13 protein-coding genes and 1 tRNA gene are annotated in these 21,428 nt (G+C 68.3%); 3 read left to right on the top strand and 11 right to left on the bottom strand.

All coding sequences use genetic code 11. The annotated features are described in order from the left end of the window. Window positions 1-17: 17 nt before the first annotated feature. Together uvrB and coaE are read right to left on the bottom strand one after the other, a co-directional pair. Window positions 18-2,084 carry an excinuclease ABC subunit UvrB gene (gene uvrB, locus ABD164_RS14450; protein WP_344296992.1) on the bottom strand — a complete coding sequence of 689 codons (2,067 nt, stop codon included), beginning with the start codon at window positions 2,082-2,084 and terminating at the stop codon, window positions 18-20. Window positions 2,085-2,112: 28 nt separating this feature from the next. Further along, window positions 2,113-2,724 carry a dephospho-CoA kinase gene (gene coaE, locus ABD164_RS14445; RefSeq protein ID WP_344296991.1) on the bottom strand — a complete coding sequence of 204 codons (612 nt, stop codon included), beginning with the start codon at window positions 2,722-2,724 and terminating at the stop codon, window positions 2,113-2,115. A gap of 49 nt (window positions 2,725-2,773) precedes the next feature. On the opposite strand from coaE, the gene ABD164_RS14440 reads away from it, so the two are divergent. After that, window positions 2,774-3,388 carry a DUF4126 domain-containing protein gene (locus ABD164_RS14440; protein WP_344296990.1) on the top strand — a complete coding sequence of 205 codons (615 nt, stop codon included), beginning with the start codon at window positions 2,774-2,776 and terminating at the stop codon, window positions 3,386-3,388. 90 nt (window positions 3,389-3,478) lie between these two features. On the opposite strand, the gene rpsA is transcribed toward ABD164_RS14440, so the two are convergent. The 4 genes from rpsA to ABD164_RS14420 form a co-directional block, all read right to left on the bottom strand. Then, on the bottom strand, window positions 3,479-4,927 hold the full coding sequence (gene rpsA / locus ABD164_RS14435) for a 30S ribosomal protein S1 (RefSeq protein ID WP_344296988.1): 1,449 nt from the start codon (window positions 4,925-4,927) through the stop codon (window positions 3,479-3,481). A gap of 165 nt (window positions 4,928-5,092) precedes the next feature. Continuing rightward, window positions 5,093-6,766: a DUF885 domain-containing protein gene (locus ABD164_RS14430; RefSeq protein WP_344296987.1), complete on the bottom strand. Its 1,674-nt coding sequence runs from the start codon at window positions 6,764-6,766 to the stop codon at window positions 5,093-5,095. 72 nt (window positions 6,767-6,838) lie between these two features. Further along, window positions 6,839-9,538 (bottom strand): DNA polymerase I, encoded by a 2,700-nt coding sequence (gene polA / locus ABD164_RS14425; RefSeq protein WP_344296986.1) that lies wholly within the window; start codon window positions 9,536-9,538, stop codon window positions 6,839-6,841. A gap of 166 nt (window positions 9,539-9,704) precedes the next feature. Further along, the gene (locus ABD164_RS14420; protein ID WP_344296985.1) at window positions 9,705-10,310 is read right to left on the bottom strand and encodes an ANTAR domain-containing response regulator; all 606 of its coding nucleotides are present in this window, start codon (window positions 10,308-10,310) and stop codon (window positions 9,705-9,707) included. Window positions 10,311-10,346: 36 nt separating this feature from the next. Here ABD164_RS14420 and ABD164_RS14415 point away from each other — a divergent pair. Beyond that, a tRNA-Leu gene (locus ABD164_RS14415) sits at window positions 10,347-10,429 on the top strand. Window positions 10,430-10,431: 2 nt separating this feature from the next. On the opposite strand, the gene ABD164_RS14410 is transcribed toward ABD164_RS14415, so the two are convergent. Further along, entirely contained in the window at window positions 10,432-12,090 is a 1,659-nt protein-coding gene (locus ABD164_RS14410; protein ID WP_344296984.1) for a LuxR C-terminal-related transcriptional regulator, read from the bottom strand. A 141-nt stretch (window positions 12,091-12,231) separates the two neighbouring features. On the opposite strand from ABD164_RS14410, the gene ABD164_RS14405 reads away from it, so the two are divergent. After that, complete coding sequence (locus ABD164_RS14405) at window positions 12,232-12,735, top strand: SRPBCC family protein (RefSeq protein WP_344296983.1); 504 nt, start codon at window positions 12,232-12,234, stop codon at window positions 12,733-12,735. Window positions 12,736-12,753: 18 nt separating this feature from the next. Here the strand turns inward: ABD164_RS14405 and ABD164_RS14400 are convergent, their stop codons facing one another. The 4 genes from ABD164_RS14400 to gltB all read right to left on the bottom strand — a co-directional run bounded on the left by ABD164_RS14400 (window position 12,754) and on the right by gltB (window position 21,370). After that, window positions 12,754-13,665 (bottom strand): alpha/beta fold hydrolase, encoded by a 912-nt coding sequence (locus ABD164_RS14400; protein ID WP_344296982.1) that lies wholly within the window; start codon window positions 13,663-13,665, stop codon window positions 12,754-12,756. 174 nt (window positions 13,666-13,839) lie between these two features. After that, window positions 13,840-15,255 (bottom strand): pyruvate kinase, encoded by a 1,416-nt coding sequence (gene pyk / locus ABD164_RS14395; RefSeq protein ID WP_344296981.1) that lies wholly within the window; start codon window positions 15,253-15,255, stop codon window positions 13,840-13,842. A gap of 72 nt (window positions 15,256-15,327) precedes the next feature. Then, window positions 15,328-16,785, bottom strand: a complete 1,458-nt coding sequence (locus tag ABD164_RS14390; protein WP_344296980.1) for a glutamate synthase subunit beta — start codon at window positions 16,783-16,785, stop codon at window positions 15,328-15,330. Beyond that, window positions 16,778-21,370, bottom strand: coding sequence for a glutamate synthase large subunit (gene gltB, locus ABD164_RS14385; protein WP_425545953.1), 4,593 nt, complete (start codon window positions 21,368-21,370; stop codon window positions 16,778-16,780). The genes ABD164_RS14390 and gltB overlap by 8 nt, the downstream gene beginning before the upstream one ends. Window positions 21,371-21,428 lie beyond the last annotated feature (58 nt).

The raw sequence follows: 21,428 nt of genomic DNA, 5'->3' as shown, positions 1-21,428 counted from the left end.
GAACATACGTTCGATTGCTACCCGAGGTGCCCGGCCTTCTCCATCTGGCGCAGCTCGCGCTTGAGCTCTGAGACCTCGTCGCGCAGACGCGCGGCCAGTTCGAACTTCAGCTCGCCTGCCGCCTCGAGCATCTGCCCGTTGAGGTCGCGGATGAGCTCTTCGAGGTCGTTCGCGCCCTCGGCTGCAATGCCTTCACGCCTGAGGTTGGGAACCGGAGCCCGCTTGCGGTCGTCGCGGCCGGCGAGCAGCTGCGCAGTGTCGGCCTCTTCGCGTGCGAGCACTTCGGTGATGTCGGCGATGCGCTTGCGCAGGGGCTGTGGGTCGATGCCGTTCGCCCGGTTGTACTCGACCTGCTTCTCGCGGCGACGCGTCGTCTCGTCGATCGCCGACTTCATCGAGTCGGTGAGCACGTCGGCGTACATGTGCACCTCGCCCGAGACGTTGCGCGCCGCACGACCGATGGTCTGGATGAGCGAGGTCGAGGAGCGCAGGAAGCCCTCTTTGTCGGCGTCGAGAATCGCGACGAGCGAGACCTCTGGCAGGTCGAGGCCCTCGCGCAGCAGGTTGATGCCGACGAGCACGTCGTAGACGCCGGCCCGAAGCTCGGTGAGCAACTCGACGCGGCGCAGGGTGTCGACGTCGGAGTGCAGGTAGCGCACTCGCACTCCCGCCTCGGTGAGGAAGTCGGTGAGCTCTTCGGCCATCTTCTTCGTGAGCGTCGTCACGAGCACGCGCTCGTCGCGCTCGGCCCGGATGCGGATCTCTTCGAGCAGGTCGTCGATCTGCCCCTTCGACGGCTTGACCACGATCTTGGGATCGACGAGCCCCGTGGGCCGGATGATCTGCTCGACCACGCCGTCGGCGATGCCCATCTCGTAACGGCCCGGTGTCGCCGAGAGGTACACGGTCTGGCCGACGCGCGCCTTGAACTCGTCCCACTTGAGCGGGCGGTTGTCGAGCGCACTCGGCAGCCGGAACCCGTGCTCGACGAGCGTGCGCTTGCGCGACGAGTCTCCTTCGTACATCGCGCCGATCTGCGGCACCGTGACATGCGACTCGTCGATCACGACGAGGAAGTCGTCGGCGAAGTAGTCGAGCAGGCAGTGCGGCGCCTCGCCCGCCTGCCTGCCGTCGATGTGGCGGGAGTAGTTCTCGATGCCCGAGCAGAACCCGATCTGCTCCATCATCTCGAGGTCGAACGTGGTGCGCATGCGCAGTCGCTGCGCCTCGAGCAGCTTGCCCTCGCGTTCGAGCTCGGCGAGTCGCTCTTCGAGCTCGATGCGGATCGTGCCGATGGCCCGCTGCATCACCTCGGTGCTCGCCACGTAGTGGGAGCCCGGGAAGACCGGCACCGAATCGAGCTTGGCCACCACCTGGCCGGTCAGCGGATGGAGGCTGTAGAGCGCCTCGATCTCATCGCCGAACATCTCGATGCGGATCGCGAGTTCTTCGTAGATCGGGATGATCTCGATCGTGTCGCCGCGCACCCGGAACGTGCCCCTCGAGAAATCGACATCGTTGCGCTGGTACTGCATCGACACGAACTTGCGGATGAGCCAGTCGCGGTCGACACGCTGGCCGACCTGCAGCGGCATCATCGCCCCGAGGTACTCTTCGGGCGTGCCGAGACCGTAGATGCACGAGACCGACGAGACGACGACGACGTCGCGCCGGCTCAGCAGCGAGTTCGTCGTCGAGTGCCGCAGGCGCTCGACCTCGGTGTTGATCGACGAGTCCTTCTCGATGAAGGTGTCGGTCTGCGGAACGTAGGCCTCGGGCTGGTAGTAGTCGTAGTACGAGACGAAGTACTCGACGGCGTTGTTGGGCAGCAGCTCGCGGAACTCGTTCGCGAGCTGTGCCGCGAGGGTCTTGTTGTGCGCGAGCACGAGGGTCGGGCGCTGCACCTGCTCGATGAGCCAGGCGGTGGTCGCCGACTTTCCGGTGCCGGTCGCGCCGAGGAGCACGACGTCGGTCTCGCCGGCGTTGATGCGACCGGCGAGTTCGGCGATCGCCTGCGGCTGGTCGCCGCTCGGACGGTAGTCGCTGATGACCTCGAACGGTCGGACGGAGCGAGTGGCCTGCATCTTTCAAGTCTAGAAGCGACCACCGACACTACGCCCGGTCGCGCTCCTCGACGATGCGCGCCCAGAGCGCGTCGGCCTGGCTCATGGTGTGCGCGAGCGTGCCGTCGGTGTCGATGACCACGTCGGCGATCTCGAGCCGGGCCGTGTTGCCGACCTGGGCGTCGACCCTGGCCTCGGCATGCGGCGCCTCGAGTCCGCGCTCTTCGACGAGCCGTTTCACCTGGGTGCGGCGAGGCGCGTTCGTCACGACGATGAGGTCGAACGGGTGGTCGACGGATGCCTCGACCAGCAGCGGCACGTCGTAGACGACGACGGCCGACGGGTCTTCGGCCTCGGCCTTCGCGATGAGCCGCCCCGAGAGTTCGCGCACTGCGGGGTGCACGATGGCGTTGAGCTTCGCCCGTGCCGCGTCGTCATGGAAGACGTGCTTGCCGAGCTTCTCGCGATCGAGCGTGCCATCGCCCCGCAGGAACGCGGCGCCGAACTGCTCGACGATCGCGGCGAGGGCCGGAGAGCCGGGCTCGACCACCTTTCGGGCCAGCTGGTCGGCGTCGAGGTGCACCGCCCCGTGTTCGACGAGTCGCCGCGCGACGGTTGACTTTCCCGAGGCGATGCCGCCCGTCAGGCCGATGAGATACACACCACCACTCTAGACGTGGCAAACTCGACCCGACGGACGGAGGCGTCGAATGCTCGAGCTGCTCACGGGCACGGGTCTGGCCCTCGCCGCCGGGCTGAACGCCTGGATCCCGCTCGTCGTACTCGGCGCGCTCGATCGGTTCACCGGTCTCGTGGAGCTGCCGGCGGGTTGGTCCTGGCTCGCGAACGAGTGGGTGCTGCTCATCCTGGTCGTACTGCTCGTGGTCGAGTTCGTCGCCGACAAGATCCCGGGCCTCGACTCCGTGAACGATGTCGTGCAGACCTTCGTTCGGCCGACCGCCGGCGGACTCGCGTTCGGATCGGGTGTGGGCGCGACCACGGTCGCCGTGACCGACCCCGAGGCGTTCTTCACGTCAGCCCAATGGGTGCCGATCGCTGTGGGCGCCGGCCTGGCGCTGCTCGTGCACCTCGCGAAGGCAACTGCCCGACCTGTCGTCAACACGGCGACCATGGGCGTCGGTGCGCCGGTCGCGAGCGCCGTCGAAGACGCCGGCAGCTTCACGCTGGCGTTCGCGGCGATCCTCGCGCCCGTGCTCGTGGTCCTCGGCATCGTGCTCATGGCGATCGTGGTGATCCTGCTCGTGCGCCGGCGCCGGAGGGCGCGAGCAGCCGGCGCCACGGAGCATCCGTTCACCGTCGATTGACTGCGCAGTACCGAGACGGATGACACGGGAGACGCCCGAAGGCCGGCCCCCTGACGGGGACCGGCCTTCGGTATCGCGAATCGCGACCTGTCAGTTGCTCGAGAGCTTCTCGCGCAGCGCAGCGAGCGATGCGTCGTCGGCGAGGGTGCCCGCGCCGGCCGAGTCGCTCGAGTACGAAGCGCCAGCCGAGGCGAACGAGTCGTCGGCCACAGCAGCAGCGTTCGCCGCGGCGACCTGCTTCTTGTGCGCCTCCCAGCGAGCCTGGGCTGCAGCGTAGTCCTGCTCCCACTTCTCGCGCTGGGCCTCGAAGCCCTCGCGCCACTCGTTGGTCTCGGGGTCGAAGCCCTCGGGGTACTTGTAGTTGCCCTGCTCGTCGTACTCGGTGAGCATGCCATACAGCGCCGGGTCGAACTCGGTGCCCTCGGGGTCGACGCCCTCGTTCGCCTGCTTCAGCGAGAGCGAGATGCGGCGACGCTCGAGGTCGATGTCGATGACCTTGACGAAGACCTCTTCGCCGACCGACACGACCTGCTCTGCGAGCTCGACGTGCTTGCCCGAGAGCTCGGAGATGTGGACGAGACCCTCGATGCCGTCGGCGACGCGCACGAACGCACCGAACGGAACGAGCTTCGTGACCTTGCCCGGCGCGACCTGACCGATCGCGTGGGTGCGGGCGAAGACCTGCCACGGGTCCTCCTGGGTCGCCTTGAGCGACAGCGAGACGCGCTCGCGGTCGAGCTCGACCGAGAGCACCTCGACGGTGACCTCTTGGCCGACCTCGACGACCTCGCTGGCGTGCTCGATGTGCTTCCACGAGAGCTCGGAGACGTGCACGAGACCGTCGACGCCACCCAGGTCGACGAACGCACCGAAGTTGACGATCGACGAGATGACACCCTTACGGATCTGGCCCGGGTGGAGGTTCGCGAGGAACGTCGAACGCGACTCGGACTGCGTCTGCTCGAGGAGCGCGCGGCGCGAGAGCACGACGTTGTTGCGGTTCTTGTCGAGCTCGAGGATCTTGGCCTCGATCTCCTGGCCGAGGTACGGCGTGAGGTCGCGAACACGGCGAAGCTCGATGAGCGATGCCGGGAGGAAGCCGCGCAGGCCGATGTCGACGATCAGGCCGCCCTTGACGACCTCGATGACCGAACCGGTCACGACGCCGTCGGCTTCCTTGATCTTCTCCACGTCGCCCCATGCGCGCTCGTACTGAGCACGCTTCTTGGACAGGATGAGGCGGCCTTCTTTGTCTTCCTTCTGCAGGACGAGTGCCTCGACGGTGTCGCCGACGCCGACGACCTCGCTGGGGTCGACGTCGTGCTTGATGGAAAGCTCACGCGAGGGGATGACACCCTCGGTCTTGTAACCGACGTCGAGGAGCACCTCGTCGCGGTCGATCTTCACGACGGTGCCCTCGATGAGGTCGCCGTCGTTGAAGAATTTCAAAGTCTTCTCGACCGCGGCGAGGAAATCGTCAGCAGATCCGATGTCGTTGATTGCGACCTGCTTGGGCGCCTTGGTCGTTGCGGTTGTCATGTAGTGAATGCTCCGTAAAGGACAAAATCGAGCCCATCGCGCGGGAGAGCGTGTGTAGTGATTTCCGCGATGGGCGTGCGGACAGGGATGTCACACGAGTGACGCTCCATCCTAACGGAATGGTTGCGCCCGCAGCAACCGCGGCCCCTCGCTCCCCCAGTGAGCTCAGCCGAGCAGCGCCGACCTGAGGGTGTCGAGCCCGACACCGCCGAGCCCCAAGGCACGCCGATGGAACTCGCGGATGTCGAACGACGCGCCCTCGCGGCGCGCGAACTCGTCGCGCAGCTGCTCCCAGATACGCTGGCCGACCTTGTACGACGGCGCCTGGCCCGGCCAGCCGAGGTACCGGTTCACCTCGAAGTGCACGAACCCCGCGTTCATGTTGACGTTCTGGCCGAGGAACTCGAACGCGTAGTCACCCGTCCACACGCCGCCGCCGTCGGGTCGCTGCTTGCCGAGGTGCACCCCGATGTCGAGCACGACGCGCGCCGCCCGCATGCGCTGCCCGTCGAGCATGCCGAGGCGATCGGCGGGGTCGTCGAGGTAGCCGAGACCCTGCATGAGCCGCTCGGCATAGAGCGCCCAGCCCTCGGCATGACCCGAGGTGCCGGCGAGCTGACGGCGCCAGGTGTTGAGCTGACCACGGTTCACGACCGCCTGCCCGATCTGCAGGTGATGGCCCGGCACGCCCTCGTGGTACACGGTCGTGAGCTCGCGCCAAGTGTCGAACTCGGTGACGCCCTCGGGCACCGACCACCACATGCGGCCGGGGCGCGAGAAGTCGTCGCTGGGCCCCGTGTAGTAGATGCCGCCCTCTTGGGTCGGTGCGATCATGCACTCGAGCGTGCGGATCTCGGCGGGGATGTCGAACTGCGTTCCGGCGAGTTCGGCGACGGCGCGGTCGCTCGTCTGCTGCATCCACCGTTGCAGCGCGTCGGTTCCGTGCAGCTTGCGGCTGGGGTCGGCGTCGAGCACGGCGATCGCCTCGGCGACGGATGCCCCGGGCGAGATCTCGTTCGCGATGGACTCCTGCTCGGCGACCATGCGCGCGAGCTCTTCGACGCCCCACTCGTAGGTCTCGTCGAGGTCGATCGCAGCACCGAGGAAGCGTCGCGACTGCAGGGCGTAGATGTCGCGCCCGACGGCATCGTGCTCGCCCGCGACGGGCTGCAGTTCGCCCTCGAGGAAGTCGGCGAGCCGACCGTAGGCCGTCGCGGCTTCGAGCGCGCCGTCGCCGAGGCGACGCTTCAGCGCATCGGGGAGCTCATCGTCGCCGGCCTTCGCCGAACCCGCGAACTTGCCGAAGAACCCGTCGGGTCGCGCATGCTTGCGTACTTGCACGGCGACCTCGCGCACCTGGCGCACCGCCGGCACGATTCCGCGGTGCACACCTTCGCGAAGGGTCTCGACGTACCCGTCGATCGCGCCGGGCACCGCCGTCAGGCGCGTGGCGATGCGCTCCCACTCGACGGGGTCGTCGGTGGGCATGAGGTCGAAGACGTCGCGGATCTCTTGAGCCGGGCTGGCGATGACGTTGAGGTCGCGCAGGTGGAGGCCGGCCTCGTGCTGCTCGACGGTGAGCTCGAGTTCGCTGCCGAGGTCGGCGACGGTGATGCGGTCGACGTCGTCGACGGGCGTGGCGGCGCGGAGCGCCGCGAGCGTCTGACGCGTCGCCGCGATCGCACGTTCGTGGCCGGCCGGCGAGTAGTCGGCGAGACGGTCGTCGTGGGAGGTGCGGCCGATGTAGGTGCCGACGCCCGGGTCGAGTTCGACGAGTGTGTCGACCCACCCCTCTGCGATGCGATCGACGTCGGTCGGGGTGCGCTCACTCGATGACATAGGAGCGAGCATAGGGCAGCGCGCCGACACCGCGCAGCGTGCCGCCGACCCGCGCGACCGCCATCGCACGGGTCAGTGTGCCGCGTCCTCCCAGTTGGCCCCGCGCCCGATCTCGACGTCGAGCGGGACGAGGAGGTCGGCCGCGTGCCCCATGCGGTCGCGCACGATGGCTTCGAGTGACTCGGACTCACCCGGTGCGACTTCGAAGATGAGTTCGTCGTGCACGGTGAGCAGCATTCGACTGGCGAGCCCCTGGGTGGCGATCTCGGCTTCGACGCCGACAATGGCGATCTTCATGACGTCGGCTGCGGAGCCCTGGATCGGTGAGTTCAGCGCGGCGCGTTCGGCGTTCTCACGAAGCACGCGATTGGGGCTGTTCAGGTCGGGGAACGGACGTCGGCGACCGAAGATCGTCTCGGTGTAGCCGTCGACCTTCGCCTGTTCGACGACACCGCGCAGGTAGTCGCGAACGGCACCGAACCGCTCGAAGTACTCGCGCATCAGCTGCTGCGCCTCAGCACGCTCGATGCGCAACTGCTTCGACAGCCCGAAGGCACTCAGCCCGTAGGCGAGGCCGTAGGACATGGCCTTGACCTTCGTGCGCATGAGCGGGGTGACATCGGCCGGGTCGACCGAGAAGACGCGCGCCCCGACGAACCGGTGCAGGTCTTCGCCCGCGTTGAACGCCTCGATGAGGCCCGGATCGCCCGACAGGTGGGCCATGATGCGCATCTCGATCTGCGAGTAGTCGGCGGTCAGCAACTCGGCGAACTCGGGCCCGTGCCGGAACGCCTTGCGGATGCGTCGACCCTCGGCCGTGCGAATGGGGATGTTCTGCAGGTTCGGGTCGTTGGAGGACATGCGACCGGTCGCAGCGCCGATCTGCCCGTAGGAGGTGTGGATGCGCCCATCGGCCGCGATCGACTTGTCGAGCGACTCGACGATCTGCCGGAGCTTCGTCGCGTCGCGGTGCTCGAGCAGGTATCCGAGGAAGGGGTGCGGGTTGGAATCCTGCAGGTCTGCGAGGGCGCTCGCGTCAGTCGTGTAGCCGGTCTTCGTCGATCGGGTCTTCGGCATGCCGAGCTGGTCGAAGAGCACCTCCTGCAGCTGCTTCGGCGAACCGAGGTTGACCTCGCGGCCGATCTCGGCATAGGCGAGCTGCGCGAGCCCCGCGGCGCGGTCGCCGAGTTCGGACGACAGCGTCGAGAGCTCGGAATGGTCGACCGTGACGCCGCGCAGCTCCATGGCCGCGAGCACCGGCAGGAGGGGCATCTCGACCTCGGCGAGCAGCCGACGAGAGTTCTCGGACAGCGCCCGCAACACGACCGGCGCGAGGCGCAACGAGTACCAGGCGTACTCTGGCGCCCCGGCGTCGCTGCCCTCTTCGGGAACGAGCATCGACGGGTCGGCCTGCGGGATCTTCTCGCCGAGATGGAACGAGACGAGGTCGGCGAGCGACTTCTCTTGCAGGGCCGGGCGCACCAGCCATCCGGCGACCAGCGGGTCGAGCACCAGTCCGGCGAATTCGAGGCCCGACCTCGTCAGCGCCTTCAGCTGCCCCTTGGCGTCGGTGATGATCTTGGGGGCGTCGCCGGCAAGCCACGCCTCGAACGGCTCGAGGTCGGCTCGACCAGCCTGCCATGGAACGCGCACCGACTCGTCGGACGTGGCGATTCCTGCACCGATCACGTGGCCGTCGAGCACATCGAGGCTGAGGCCCAGACCGGCCGGCTCGGCGACTACGGCCCGCTCGAGCCAGCTCGCGAGCTCGTCGCCGGTGAGTGCGCGTGAGGTCGGCGCAACCTGCGCGGGCGCAGGTTCGGCCGCCACCGGCGCGACGGGCGCGGCAGCAGCGACGCCACCGCCGGTGCCGTTCGCCTCGCCCGCGGCGAGCTTGGTGACCCGCTCCATCAGCGTGCGGAACTCGAGGCGCTCGAAGAGCGGGCGTACGGAGTCGAGGTCGATCGGTTTGGCCTCGAGTTCGTCGAGCTCGACATCGAGTTCGACGTCGCGTACGAGTTGGTTCAGCCGGCGGTTTCGCACGGCGTTCTCGCGGCCGTCGCGCAGGTTCTGGCCGACGACGCCCTTGATCTCGTCGGCGTGCGCGAGGATTCCGTCGAGATCGCCGTACAGGCCGAGCCACTTGACGGCGGTCTTCTCGCCGACCTTCGGAATGCCGGGGAGGTTGTCGCTGGTCTCGCCGACGAGGGCCGCCACGTCGGGGTACTGCTCAGGGCGGATGCCGTAGCGCTCGATGACCGCGTCGGTGTCGTAGCGCTTGAGCTGTGAGACCCCCTGCGTGTTCGGGTACAGCAGGGTCACGTCATCGTTGACGAGCTGGATGGTGTCGCGGTCGCCCGAGACGAGCAGCACGCGATAGCCATCGGCGCGGCCGCGGGCGGCGAGGGTCGCGAGGATGTCGTCGGCCTCGAAGTCTTCTTTCTCGATCGTGCGGATGCCCATCGCCCGCAGCGCATCTTGGAGCAGCGGCACCTGGCCCCGGAACTCGACCGGCGTCTCGCCGCGGTTGCCCTTGTACTCGGCGTACTCGCGCGTGCGGAACGACTGGCGCGACATATCGAACGCGACCGCGAGGTGGGTGGGCTTCTCGTTCGCGAGCAGCAGCAGCAGCATCGACAGGAACCCGTGTATGGCGTTCGTGTGCTGCCCGTCGCGGGTAGAGAAGCTGTCGACGGGCAGGGCGTAGAACGCCCTGAAGGCCAGCGAATGGCCGTCGATCACGAGGAGGGTTGGCTTAGCTGCGTCCGACACCCGACAAGACTACAAGCGGCCGCCGACACTGTCCGACGCCGCGGGTTCGGCCGGGCGGCGGTCTGCGAAGACCGGCCTGAGAACGGCGGATGCCGCGACGAAAGCGTTCGTCGCGGCATCCGGTGGTCTCGATACGGGCGCTGGCGGGCCCGCTCGACCGACGAGGTTACTTCTTCGCAGCGAGCTGCTCGATGATCGCCTGCGAGACGTCTTTCATGGTGAGGCGGCGATCCATCGAGGCCTTCTGGATCCAGCGGAACGCCTCGGGCTCGGAGAGGCCCATCTTCTCGTTGAGCAGGCCCTTGGCGCGGTCGACGAGCTTGCGCGTCTCGAACCGCTCGACGAGGTCGCCGACCTCGGCCTCGAGCGCGATGATCTGCGCGTACCGTGCGAGGGCGATCTCGATCGCCGGCAGCAGGTCGTTGGGCGTGAACGGCTTGACGACGTATGCCAGTGCGCCCGCCTCGGTCGCCCGCTCGACGAGCTCTTTCTGGCTGAACGCCGTGAGCAGCACGACGGGGGCGATGTGGCCCTTCGAGAGTCGCTCGGCGGCCGAGATGCCGTCGAGCTGGGGCATCTTGACGTCCATGATGACGAGGTCGGGGCGCAGCTCGGTGGCGAGCGCGACGGCCGTCTCGCCGTCACCCGCCTCGCCGACGACCTCGAAGCCGTTGTCGCGCAGGATCTCGACGATGTCGAGGCGGATGAGCGACTCATCTTCGGCCACGACGACGCGGCGCGGTGCCGGCTGGGTAGATTCGGTGTCTGTCACGCAGGAAAGCCTACGGTATTCTGGGCGAGGCCTCTGGCCGGTGTGGCGGAATGGCAGACGCGGAGCACTCAAAATGCTTTGCCCGAAAGGGCGTGTGGGTTCGACCCCCACCACCGGCACCTCAGCCGTGAGAGCGGCGCACCAGATCGTGCTCGAGCGCGAAGGTCGCAGCCTGGGTTCGGGAGCTCACCCCGAGCTTGACGAAGATGTTGCTTACGTGGCGTTGGACCGTGCGTTCGCTGAGAAGCAGCTCGGTGGCGATCATGTGGTTGGTGATACCCTCGGCGACGAGTTGCAGCACCTGCGCCTCCCGCCGGGTGAGGCCATGCGCCGACCGCGCTGTCGACCCCGCCAGAAGAGCCCTCGCGCGGGCGAGGTCGGGGGCAGCGCCGAGCTGCGCGAAGGTCGCCGTGGCGGCCTCGAGTTCGAATTGCGCCCCCTCCTCGTCGCCCACGGCGCGATATGCGGTCGCGAGGAGAACCGAGGTCACCGCGGTCTCGTACGGCGCGGCCAGCTCGCGCCATCCCTCGGCGGCTCGCCGCAGCGGCGCGAGGGCGGATGAAGCCCGGCCGTCGGCCAGGGCGACCTCACCCATCGCCCGGAGGTGCTCGACTCGCACCAGAGTCGTCCCGAAGGCGTGGGCGTACAGGCCCATCTCATCGACCGCGGCGACAGCCTCGGCCGGCTCGCCCGCCGCAAGCATGATCGTGATGTGCGCCGGCAGAAGGCCGCACCGGTCTTGGGGGCGCTCCGTTTCACTGAGCGCTCGTCGTACACCGGCGGCTGCGGCCTTCACGTCCCCCTGGGCGAGGCGCATGAGTCCCAGCCCGGGTTGAACCGTGGCACCGAGGCTGCTCGCCCGCCGGTAGGCGAACTCGGCGTCGGCGTATTCGCCGAGCAGCCGGAGAGTTTCGCCGAGCTCGTAGCAGGCATGTCCGGCCAGTCGCGCCCCGTGCCCACCGGTGAGTTCGTCTACGGCGGTCACGAGCTCGTGCCGGGCTGCACTCCATTCCCCGCGACGCCGCTGCAGCACGGCCCGGTAGACCTGGCAGTTCGCGAGGAACGGCCCCGACAGGGTCGGCGCAGGCAGCGTGGACATCCAGGCCTCGAGCGCGCGCTCCCACTCCTGCCCACGGGCCAGGTCATGCGCCTCCAGCTCGGCGTTGGCGATCGAAGCGCAGAACAACGATGCGGTCGTTCGCGGCGACGTCTCACCCGCGGTCACTCGCAGCATCGCCTCGTCGAGACGCTCGAGCCCTTCGTGCGTCGCGCCGGCGTTGAGCCACGCGCGTCCGGTGAGCATCGTGGCGAACGCATCCAGGTCGGCGTCGGCCCGCTCGCGACCCTGTGCCCTCGCCGGGGCGAGCAGAGCACGTGCGTCGTCGTACCGGCCTGTGGCGAAGCACCCGTATGCGGTCGCCACGAGCAGCCAGGCGGGTTCGGTGCCGTACCCGCCCGCAACCTCGCGGAGTCGAGCCAGCCAGCCGTTCGCGCGGGCCATCTCGCCATCCAGCAGATATGCATTCCAAAGCCAGAACGCGTCCATGGAGGCGGCATCCATCTGACCCGCCGCAACTCTGAGCGCGAAGGCACGATCGAGGGCGGCCGCCGCCGCCTCGTGCCGACCGCTGAGTTGCGCGCACTCCGCGAGCATCTCGAGGTCTTCGACGGTGAGTTCTTCGAGCGCCGTGGCGGCGAGGAAGCCGGCGCACGCGTCGTCCCAGCGGAACCCGCGATGCGCTGCGCGGGCCTCGGCGAGCTCAGAAGCGGCATTGCTCACGGCGGTCTCCCTCATCCCCAAGTCTCCCACCGCACGCCCACAGCTGGGTAGAAGTGCCCATGCTGCTCACGCCATCCGACGGGGAATGCCGATGCCGCGCGGCTCGCACAGGGGGACCTTGGGGTCAGCGTCGCTCGTCGGTTGGGCTCCGACCCCGGAGCATCCGCCCGGAGCGACATCCATAGCCGCCTCAGCGGCACACATCAGGAGGACGGAGACATGATCACCTACGAGAGCAGTACGTACATCGCCAGGCCGGCGGAGCAGGTCTTCGCGTACGTCGCCGACGTGCGCAACGACCAGCACTGGCACAAGGACGTCAAGTCAGCGACCGTCACCAAAGGCGACGGCAAACTCGCTGTGGGCACCGTCTTCGATGTCAAGGGGATGGTCTCGGGCACCGAGGAGATCATCGCCTATGAGGCCCCCCATAAAGTCGTCCTCAAGGGCGGCGACATGGGGAAGATCGTTCCGATCGACATCCGCACGATCGAGCCGGTCGACGGTGGGGTGCGGTTCACCCGGCACATCGACCTCGACGCAGGCGGCTTCATGGGCTGGATGACGAATCGCATGCTCGGATGGGCCACCAAGCGTAACGCCCAGTTCGTCGAGAACCTCAAGAATGTCCTCGAAGGGGGCTGACCACGGGCACCTGAACGGCTACGCGCCGCCTCGTGCGGGCGGGTGGTGCACTCCACGGTGAATCTCGTAGAGGCGGGCGTGCCCTGGCTCGTTCGGGTCGTCGACGATCGGCTCATCGGCCATGAACAGTCGGATGACGTGTGCCAGCTCGCCCGAGTGGCTGAAGTTGATCGCGTGCGCGGCGCCCTCGATCTTCACGATGAGCACGTGCGTGTCGGCCTGGCTGGCGACCTCCTGCACGCGCGCCGGACCGGGCATCAACGGATCGCGGTCGCCGAGCACCACGAGGGTCGGAATGCGCAGTTCGAGCAGGCGTTCGAGCGACGGATACTGCGTGAGCGACCGGAACATGCGCACCGTGCTCGACACGCCGAAACGCAGGTAGTCGGGGGTCACCACGCTCATGAGTCGCGGGGGTTCGCGGGTGCCGTCGCGGCTGATCTGCCCCATCGCACGGCGGAACGGCTGGTTGAAGATGCCGCCCGCCGGTGAGACGAGTACCGCACGGTCGATGCGGTCGGGATGGTGGTACGCGAACTCCGTGATGACGGGGCACCCCATCGAGTTGCCGACGAGCGTCGCCCGCTCGACACCCTTGGCGTCGAGGAACCTCACGGCCGCGTGGGCGAGGTCGGGGACGTCGAGCCGGCCGGCGGCTTTACCGCTGCGCCCGAACCCGGGAAGGTCGGGTACGAGGGTGTGGAAGTCACCGGCCAGCCGCTCGGCGGTGGGCAGCAGGTATCGGCCCGAAAGCCCGAATCCGTGCACGTGCAGCATCGCCGGCGCGTCGGGCGGTTCGGGCGATTCGCGATAGAAGACGTCGACGCCGTCGACCTCGGTCCATCGCTCGGCGAGACTCGACGCGGGTCTTCTCGGAGTGCGTCGCTCGCGACGCCGCGATGCGCTCGACGTGCTGGACTTCGCCGACATCGTCATCCCCGATCCGCGTCGCATACGCGAGCCGTCGCAGCTCGCACGAGCCCATGCTCCTCCGAATCGCCCCGGTTCGCATCCCCCTTCGGCGATCACACCTGCGACCGATGTCGAACCCCGGACGTGCCGAAGGGAGCCGGGCCCAAGGGCCGGCTCCCTTCGGAGTGCGGGCTAGAGCACGTCGCCGACGACATGCACGCGCACGTCGTTCGTGGTGCCCGGGATGCCGGGAGGGGAACCCGAAATGATGACGACCCGCTCGCCCTTCGCGGCCTTGCCGGTCTTGGCGAGCACGTCGTCGACCTGGCCGACCATCTGGTCGGTGTGCGTCACCCGGTCGACGATGAACGACTCGACGCCCCAGTTGAGCGCCATGCGGCGGCGGATGGCCGGGTCGGGCGTGAAGGCGAGGATGGGGATGACCGAGCGGATGCGGGACATCCGTCGAACCGTCTCGCCGGTCTCGGTGAACACGCAGAGGTACTTGGCCTCGACGAAGTCGGCCACCTCGACCGCCGCGAGCGTGATCGCGCCCGCCTGCGTGCGCGGCTTCGTGCCCAGGGGCAGGATGCGCTCGAGGCCGTGCTGCTCGGTCGACTCGACGATGCGAGCCATGGTCTCGACCGTGACGACGGGATACTCCCCCACGCTCGTCTCGCCCGAGAGCATGACCGCATCGGCGCCGTCGAGCACGGCGTTCGCGACATCCGACGTCTCTGCACGGGTGGGAACCGGGCTGTGGATCATCGACTCGAGCATCTGCGTGGCGACGATGACCGGCTTCGCGAGCCGCCGTGCGATCTCGACCGCGCGCTTCTGCACGATGGGCACCGCCTCGAGCGGCAGCTCGACGCCGAGGTCGCCGCGCGCGACCATGATCGCGTCGAACGCCTCGGTGATCTCGTCGAGCGCATCGACGGCCTGGGGCTTCTCGATCTTCGCGATGACCGGCACGCGCCGGCCGACCTCGTCCATGATCTCGTGCACCCGGGTGATGTCGGCGGCATTGCGCACGAACGACAGGGCGATGAGGTCGGCGCCGAGCTCGAGGCCCCAGCGCAGATCGGCCTCGTCCTTTTCGGAGAGCGCCGGCACGTTGACCGCGACGCCGGGCAGGTTGATGCCCTTGTTGTTCGAGACCGGGCCCGCGACCACGACGCGAGTGGTGACGACGACGCCATCGGTCTCGACGACCTCGACGCGAACCTTGCCGTCGTCGATCAGCAGGAAGTCACCCGGCTTGACGTCGTTCGGGAGTCCCTTGAAGGTCGTTCCGACGATCTCTTCGGTGCCGACGATGTCTTCGGTGGTGATCTTGAAGATGTCACCTTCGGCGAGCTCATGGGGTCCGTTCTCGAACTTGCCGAGGCGGATCTTCGGCCCCTGCAGGTCGACCAGCACGGCCACCGCACGGCCCGAGTCGCTCGCCGCCTTGCGCACGTTCTGGTAGACGCCCTCGTGCACGTCGTACGTGCCATGGCTGAGGTTCATGCGGGCGACGTCGACGCCCGCATCGATGATCGCGCGGATCTGGTCGTAGCTCGATGTCGCCGGCCCGAGGGTGGCGACGATCTTCGCTCGTCTCATGTGATTGTGCTCCCGGTGTTGCGCGCCGAAGCGCTCGTGATGGTCGAACGGCGCGCCGATCGGCGCGTCGGGTCAGATGGAGATCGCGCGGGCCGTCGCCGCGATGGGACTCGGCAGCGAGGTGTCACCTTCAAGGTACCGGTCGACGGCGGATGCCGCAGCACGGCCCTCGGCGATCGCCCAGACGATGAGCGACTGGCCGCGGCCGGCGTCGCCGGCGACGAAGACGCCCGGCTGCGCGGTCGCGTAGTCTGCCTCGCGAGCGAGGTTGCCGCGGTCGGTGACCGTGAGCTGCAACTGCTCGTCGAGGGCCCGCGACTCGGGGCCGGTGAAGCCCAGGGCGAGCAGCACGACATCGGCGGGGATCTCACGCTCGGTGCCGGCCTTCGGCACCCGGCGCCCGTCGAGGTACTCGGTCTCGGCGACGCGGATGGCGCGGACCTCGCCGACCTCGTTCGCCAGGAACTCGACGGTCGAGGCGAGGTACTGACGCACGCCGCCCTCTTCATGGGCGCTCTGCACCTCGAAGACGGTCGGATGCATCGGCCACGGCTGGTGCTCGGGTCGAGCCTCGCCCGGCTGTCGGCCGATGGCCAGGTTCGTGACCGACAGCGCACCCTGCCGGTGTGCGGTTCCGATGCAGTCTGCACCGGTGTCGCCGCCGCCGAGCACGACGACATGCTTGCCCTCTGCACTGATCTGGTCGAACACCTCGTCACCGGCGAGATGCCGGTTCGACTGGGTGAGGTACTCCATGGCGAAGTGCACGCCGGGAAGGTCGCGGCCCGGCACGGGGAGGTCTCGCGGAACCAGTGCCCCGGTGGCCACGACGACCGCGTCGTATCGCTCGCGCAGGTGATCCCACGTGATGTCGACGCCGATGTCGACGCCGGCCCGGAAGCGGGTGCCCTCGGCCGTCATCTGCGCGAGTCGCAGGTCGAGGTGCTTCTTCTCCATCTTGAAGTCGGGAATGCCGTAGCGCAGCAGCCCGCCGATGCGATCGTCGCGCTCGTATACGGCGACGGTGTGACCCGCGCGCGTGAGCTGCTGGGCGGCGGCGAGCCCCGCGGGCCCCGAGCCCACGACGGCGACGGTCTTGCCCGTCAGGCGCCCAGGCGGCTGCGGCTGCACCCAGCCGTTGCCGAACGCCTGGTCGATGATCGAGACTTCGACCTGCTTGATCGTGACCGCAGGCTGGTTGATTCCCAGCACGCACGCGGACTCGCACGGCGCCGGGCAGAGACGCCCGGTGAACTCGGGGAAGTTGTTCGTCGCGTGCAGTCGCTCGATGGCCGCGCGCCCCTCGCCGCGGTACATCAGGTCGTTCCATTCGGGGATGAGGTTGCCGAGCGGGCAGCCCTGGTGGCAGAACGGGATGCCGCAGTCCATGCAACGGCCGGCCTGTCGGCGCAGCTGCGCCGGGTCGCCCTGCTCGTAGACCTCTTTCCAGTCCATGATGCGCACCGGAACGGGCCTGCGCTTGGGCAGTTCGCGCTCGGTGACCTTCAGAAAGCCCTTCGGGTCAGCCATTCGTCACCTCGAGGATTCGTGTCCAGACCACGTCGCCGTCGGGGTCGAGCCCCTCGTCGACCGCGCTCTGACGGGTACGGAGTACCGCGGCGTAGTCGCGCGGCAGCACTTTGGTGAAACGGTCGAACGCGGCGTCACCGTCGTCGAGCAGCGCGGCCGCCACCGTGGATTCGGTCTCGGCGAGATGCTGCACGAGCAGGTCGCGCACGATCTCGCGATCGGCGCTGCCGAGCGGGAGCAGTTCGAGCTCCCCGCTCGTGAGCGACTCACGGTTCATGCGGCCCTCGCGCAGGTCGAGCACATAGGCGGTACCGCCCGACATGCCAGCGCCCAGATTGCGGCCGGTCTCACCGAGGATCAGCGCGAGCCCCCCGGTCATGTATTCGAGCGCGTGGTCGCCCACGCCTTCGACGACCGCGGTCGCACCCGAGTTGCGAACCAGGAACCGCTCGCCGACGATGCCGCGAATGTACATGCTGCCGCGCGTCGCGCCGTAGCCGATGACATTGCCGGCGATGACGTTGCGCTCGGCGACGAAGCCGCTGTCGCGCGGCGGGCGCACCACGATCTGACCGCCCGAAAGGCCCTTGCCGACATAGTCGTTCGAGTCGCCCTCGAGTCGCAGCGTGATGCCGCTCGGCAGGAACGCACCGAGCGACTGCCCCGCCGAACCCGTGAGGGTGACGTCGATGGAACCGGTCGGCAGGCCATGCTCGCCGCGCCGAAGTGTGACCTCGTGCCCGAGCATGGTTCCGACCGCGCGCTCGGTGTTCTTGATGGGAAGCGCGATCTCGACCGTGCCGCCGTCGTCGAGCACGAGGCTCGACCGGCGGATGAGCTCGTTGTCGAAGTGCTGTTCGAGCTCGTGGTCTTGCGGGCGGGTGTTGCGCCGCGGGTCGGACTCCGAGAAGTCGGGTCCGACGAGCACCGGCGTGAGGTCGAGACCTGACGCCTTCCAGTGGTCGAGCGCCCGGTCGACGTCGAGCAGTTCGCGCCGGCCGATGATCTCGTCGAGCGAACGGTAGCCGAGCTCGGCGAGGTACTCGCGCACCTCTTGGGCGATGAACTCGAAGAAGTTCACCACGAACTCGGGCTTGCCGGTGAATCGCTTGCGCAGCTCTGGGTTCTGCGTGGCAACGCCGACGGGGCAGGTGTCGAGGTGGCAGACGCGCATCATGACGCAGCCCTGCACGACGAGGGGGGCCGTGGCGAAGCCGAACTCCTCGGCGCCGAGCAGCGCCCCGATCACGACGTCGCGACCGGTCTTGAGCTGGCCGTCGACCTGTACGACGACGCGGTCGCGCATGCCGTTGAGCATGAGGGTCTGCTGGGTCTCGGCGAGGCCGAGCTCCCAAGGCGTGCCGGCGTGCTTCAGCGAGTTCAGCGGGCTCGCCCCGGTGCCGCCGTCGTGCCCCGAGACGAGGATGACGTCGGCGAGAGCCTTCGCCGTGCCGGCGGCGACTGCGCCGATGCCTGACTGGCTCACGAGCTTGACGTGCACGCGCGCCTTGGGGTTGGCGCGCTTGAGGTCGAAGATCAGCTGTTTGAGGTCTTCGATCGAGTAGATGTCGTGGTGCGGCGGCGGCGAGATCAGGCCGACGCCCGCAGTCGCGTGACGTGTGCGCGCGACCCAGGGGTAGACCTTCGTCGGCGGCAGTTGGCCTCCCTCACCGGGCTTCGCACCCTGGGCGAGCTTGATCTGTATGTCGTCGGCGTGCGTGAGGTACATGCTCGTCACGCCGAACCGGCCCGATGCGACCTGCTTGATGGCGCTGCGCCGCTCGGGGTCGAGCAGCCGGTCGAGGTCTTCGCCGCCCTCACCCGTGTTCGACTTCGCGCCGAGGCGGTTCATCGCGATCGCAAGCGACTCGTGAGCCTCTCTCGAGATCGACCCGTAGCTCATCGCGCCCGTCGAGAAGCGCTTCACGATGGATTCGACCGATTCGACCTCGTCGATCGGCACGGGAGCCCTGGTGCCGGTGCGCAGTGCGAACATGCCGCGCAGCGTGAGCAGCTCTTCGGCCTGGGAGTCGACGAGCGACGTGTACTCGCGGAACACGTCGTAGCGACGGTTGCGCGTGGAGTGCTGCAGGCGGAACACCGTGTCGGGGTTGAACAGGTGCGGTGAGCCGTCGCGCCGCCACTGGTATTCGCCGCCCGTGTCGAGACGCTCGTGCGCGCGCACGGCGACGTCTTCGGGGTAGGCGGCCGTGTGCCGGTCGAGGTTCTCGGCGGCGATGACGTCGAGACCGACGCCGCCGAGCTTCGAGGTCGTCCCGGTGAAGTAGTCGTCGATGAACTCGTCGGAAAGCCCGATGGCCTCGAAAGCCTGCGCACCCGCGTACGACGAGATCGTCGAGACGCCCATCTTCGACATGATCTTCAGCACGCCCTTGCCGAGCGCCTTGATCACGTTGTGCACGGCTTCTTCGGGCGTGATACCTGTGATCACGCCCGACCGCACGAGGTCTTCGCAGGTCTCCATGGCGAGATACGGGTTCACCGCGGATGCCCCGTACCCGACGAGGAGCGCGACGTGATGCACCTCGCGCACGTCGCCTGCTTCGACGACGAGGCCGACCTTCATACGGTTCTCGGCACGGATGAGGTGGTGATGCACCGCCGCGAGCATGAGGAGCGAGGGAATGGGCGCGAGGTCCTTGTTGGAGTCGCGGTCGCTCAGCACGATGAAGGCCGCGCCCTCGTCGATCGCCTCGTCGACCTCGGCGCACATCGCGGCGAGCCGGTCGCGCATCGCGTTCGGCCCCTCGTCGAAACGGTAGAGGCCGCGGATCGTCACCGCGGTCCGTCGCCCGGGCGACGGGTCGATATGCACGATTTTCGCGAGTTCGTCGTTGTCGATCACGGGGAACGAGAGCGAGACCTGACGCGCGTGCTCGGGCCCGGCACTCAACAGGTTGCGCTCGGGTCCGAGCGAGGTGCCGAGCGACGTGACGACGGCTTCGCGGATCGAGTCGAGCGGCGGGTTCGTCACCTGGGCGAACTGCTGCGTGAAGTAGTCGAAGAGCAGGCGCGGGCGCTTCGACAGCACCGCGATGGGCGTGTCGGACCCCATGGCGCCGAGCGGCTCGGCGCCGGTGCGCGCCATCGGCGCGAGCAGGATCTTCACCTCTTCTTCGGTGTAGCCGAACGTGCGCTGGCGACGGTTGACCGAGGCCGGGGGGTGCACGATGTGCTCGCGCTCGGGCAGGTCGGAGAGGCGGATGCGCCCTTCATGGAGCCAGTCGCTCCACGGCTCGGCAGCGGCGAGGTCGGCCTTGATCTCGTCGTCTTCGATGAGCCGGCCGGCCTCGGTGTCGACGAGGAACATGCGGCCGGGCTGCAGCCGGCCCTTGCGCACGATGCGGCTCTGCGCGATGTCGAGCACGCCGATCTCACTCGCGAGCACGATGAGCCCGTCGTCGGTGACGACGTACCGGCCCGGTCGCAATCCGTTGCGGTCGAGCGTGGCGCCGACGAGCGAGCCGTCGGTGAAGACGATCGCGGCCGGCCCGTCCCACGGTTCCATGAGCATCGAGTGGTACTCGTAGAACGCGCGCCGCTCGGGCGTGATCTCGGTCTGGTTCTCCCACGCCTCGGGAACCATCATCATGACGGCGTGGGGCAGGCTGCGACCCGCGAGGGTCAGGAGTTCGACGACCTCGTCGAACGATGCCGAGTCGCTGGCGCCCGGCGTGACGATCGGCAGGATCGGCGCCAGGTCGCCGAGCACGTCGGATTCGAGCTGCGACTGCCGAGCGCGCATCCAGTTGCGGTTGCCCTGGATGGTGTTGATCTCGCCGTTGTGCGCGATCATGCGGAACGGCTGCGCGAGCGGCCACGAGGGGAACGTGTTCGTCGAGTACCGCGAGTGCACGAGCGCCAGCTTCGACGCGAACCGCTCGTCGGAGAGATCGGGGTAGAACGGCTCGAGCTGCAGCGTCGTGACCATGCCCTTGTAGACCAGCGTGCGGCACGACAGCGACGCGAAGTAGAGCTCGAGTTCGCGCTCGGCGCGCTTGCGCAGACGGAAGGTGAGGCGGTCGAGCGCGATGCCCGCCACCCGCTCGCCGATCGACGTTGTCGCCGACGACTGCACGAAGAGCTGCTGCACCACGGGCATCGCCGCGCGTGCGAGCGTGCCGAGCTCATCGGGCCGCACGGGGACCTCGCGCCAGCCGAGGATCTCGAGGCCCTCTGCGGCCGCAAGCTCGGCGAGCTTGCGCTTGACCGTGCTTCGCGTCGTGGGGTCGACCGGAAGGAACGCGTTGCCCACAGCGTACGAACCGGCCGCGGGCAGCGGGAACGTCGTGACCGCGCGGAGGAAGCCGTCGGGGATCTGCGTGATGATCCCGGCGCCGTCACCCGTGCCGGCGTCGGAGCCGACCGCGCCGCGGTGCTCGAGGTTGCGCAGCGCGTCGAGCGCCGCGGTGATGATGTCGTGCCCCGCCGTGCCGCGCAGCGTCGCGACCATGGCCAGGCCGCACGCGTCTCTCTCGGCGCCGGGGTCGTACATGCCCTGGGCAGGGGGAACCGAACCGAACCTCGCGAAGGGTGGGGTGAGCGACACAGAGACCGTCCTCATCAAACTCATTTGCAGCGGGGGACGTCGTCGGCCCTTCAAGGGGGTGTCGCTGCGCATG

Source organism: Agromyces neolithicus, assembly GCF_039529735.1.
Taxonomy (GTDB): Bacteria; Actinomycetota; Actinomycetes; order Actinomycetales; family Microbacteriaceae; genus Agromyces; species Agromyces neolithicus.
Note: the sequence above shows the minus strand (reverse complement) of the source record. Positions and strands in the feature narration are given on the sequence as shown.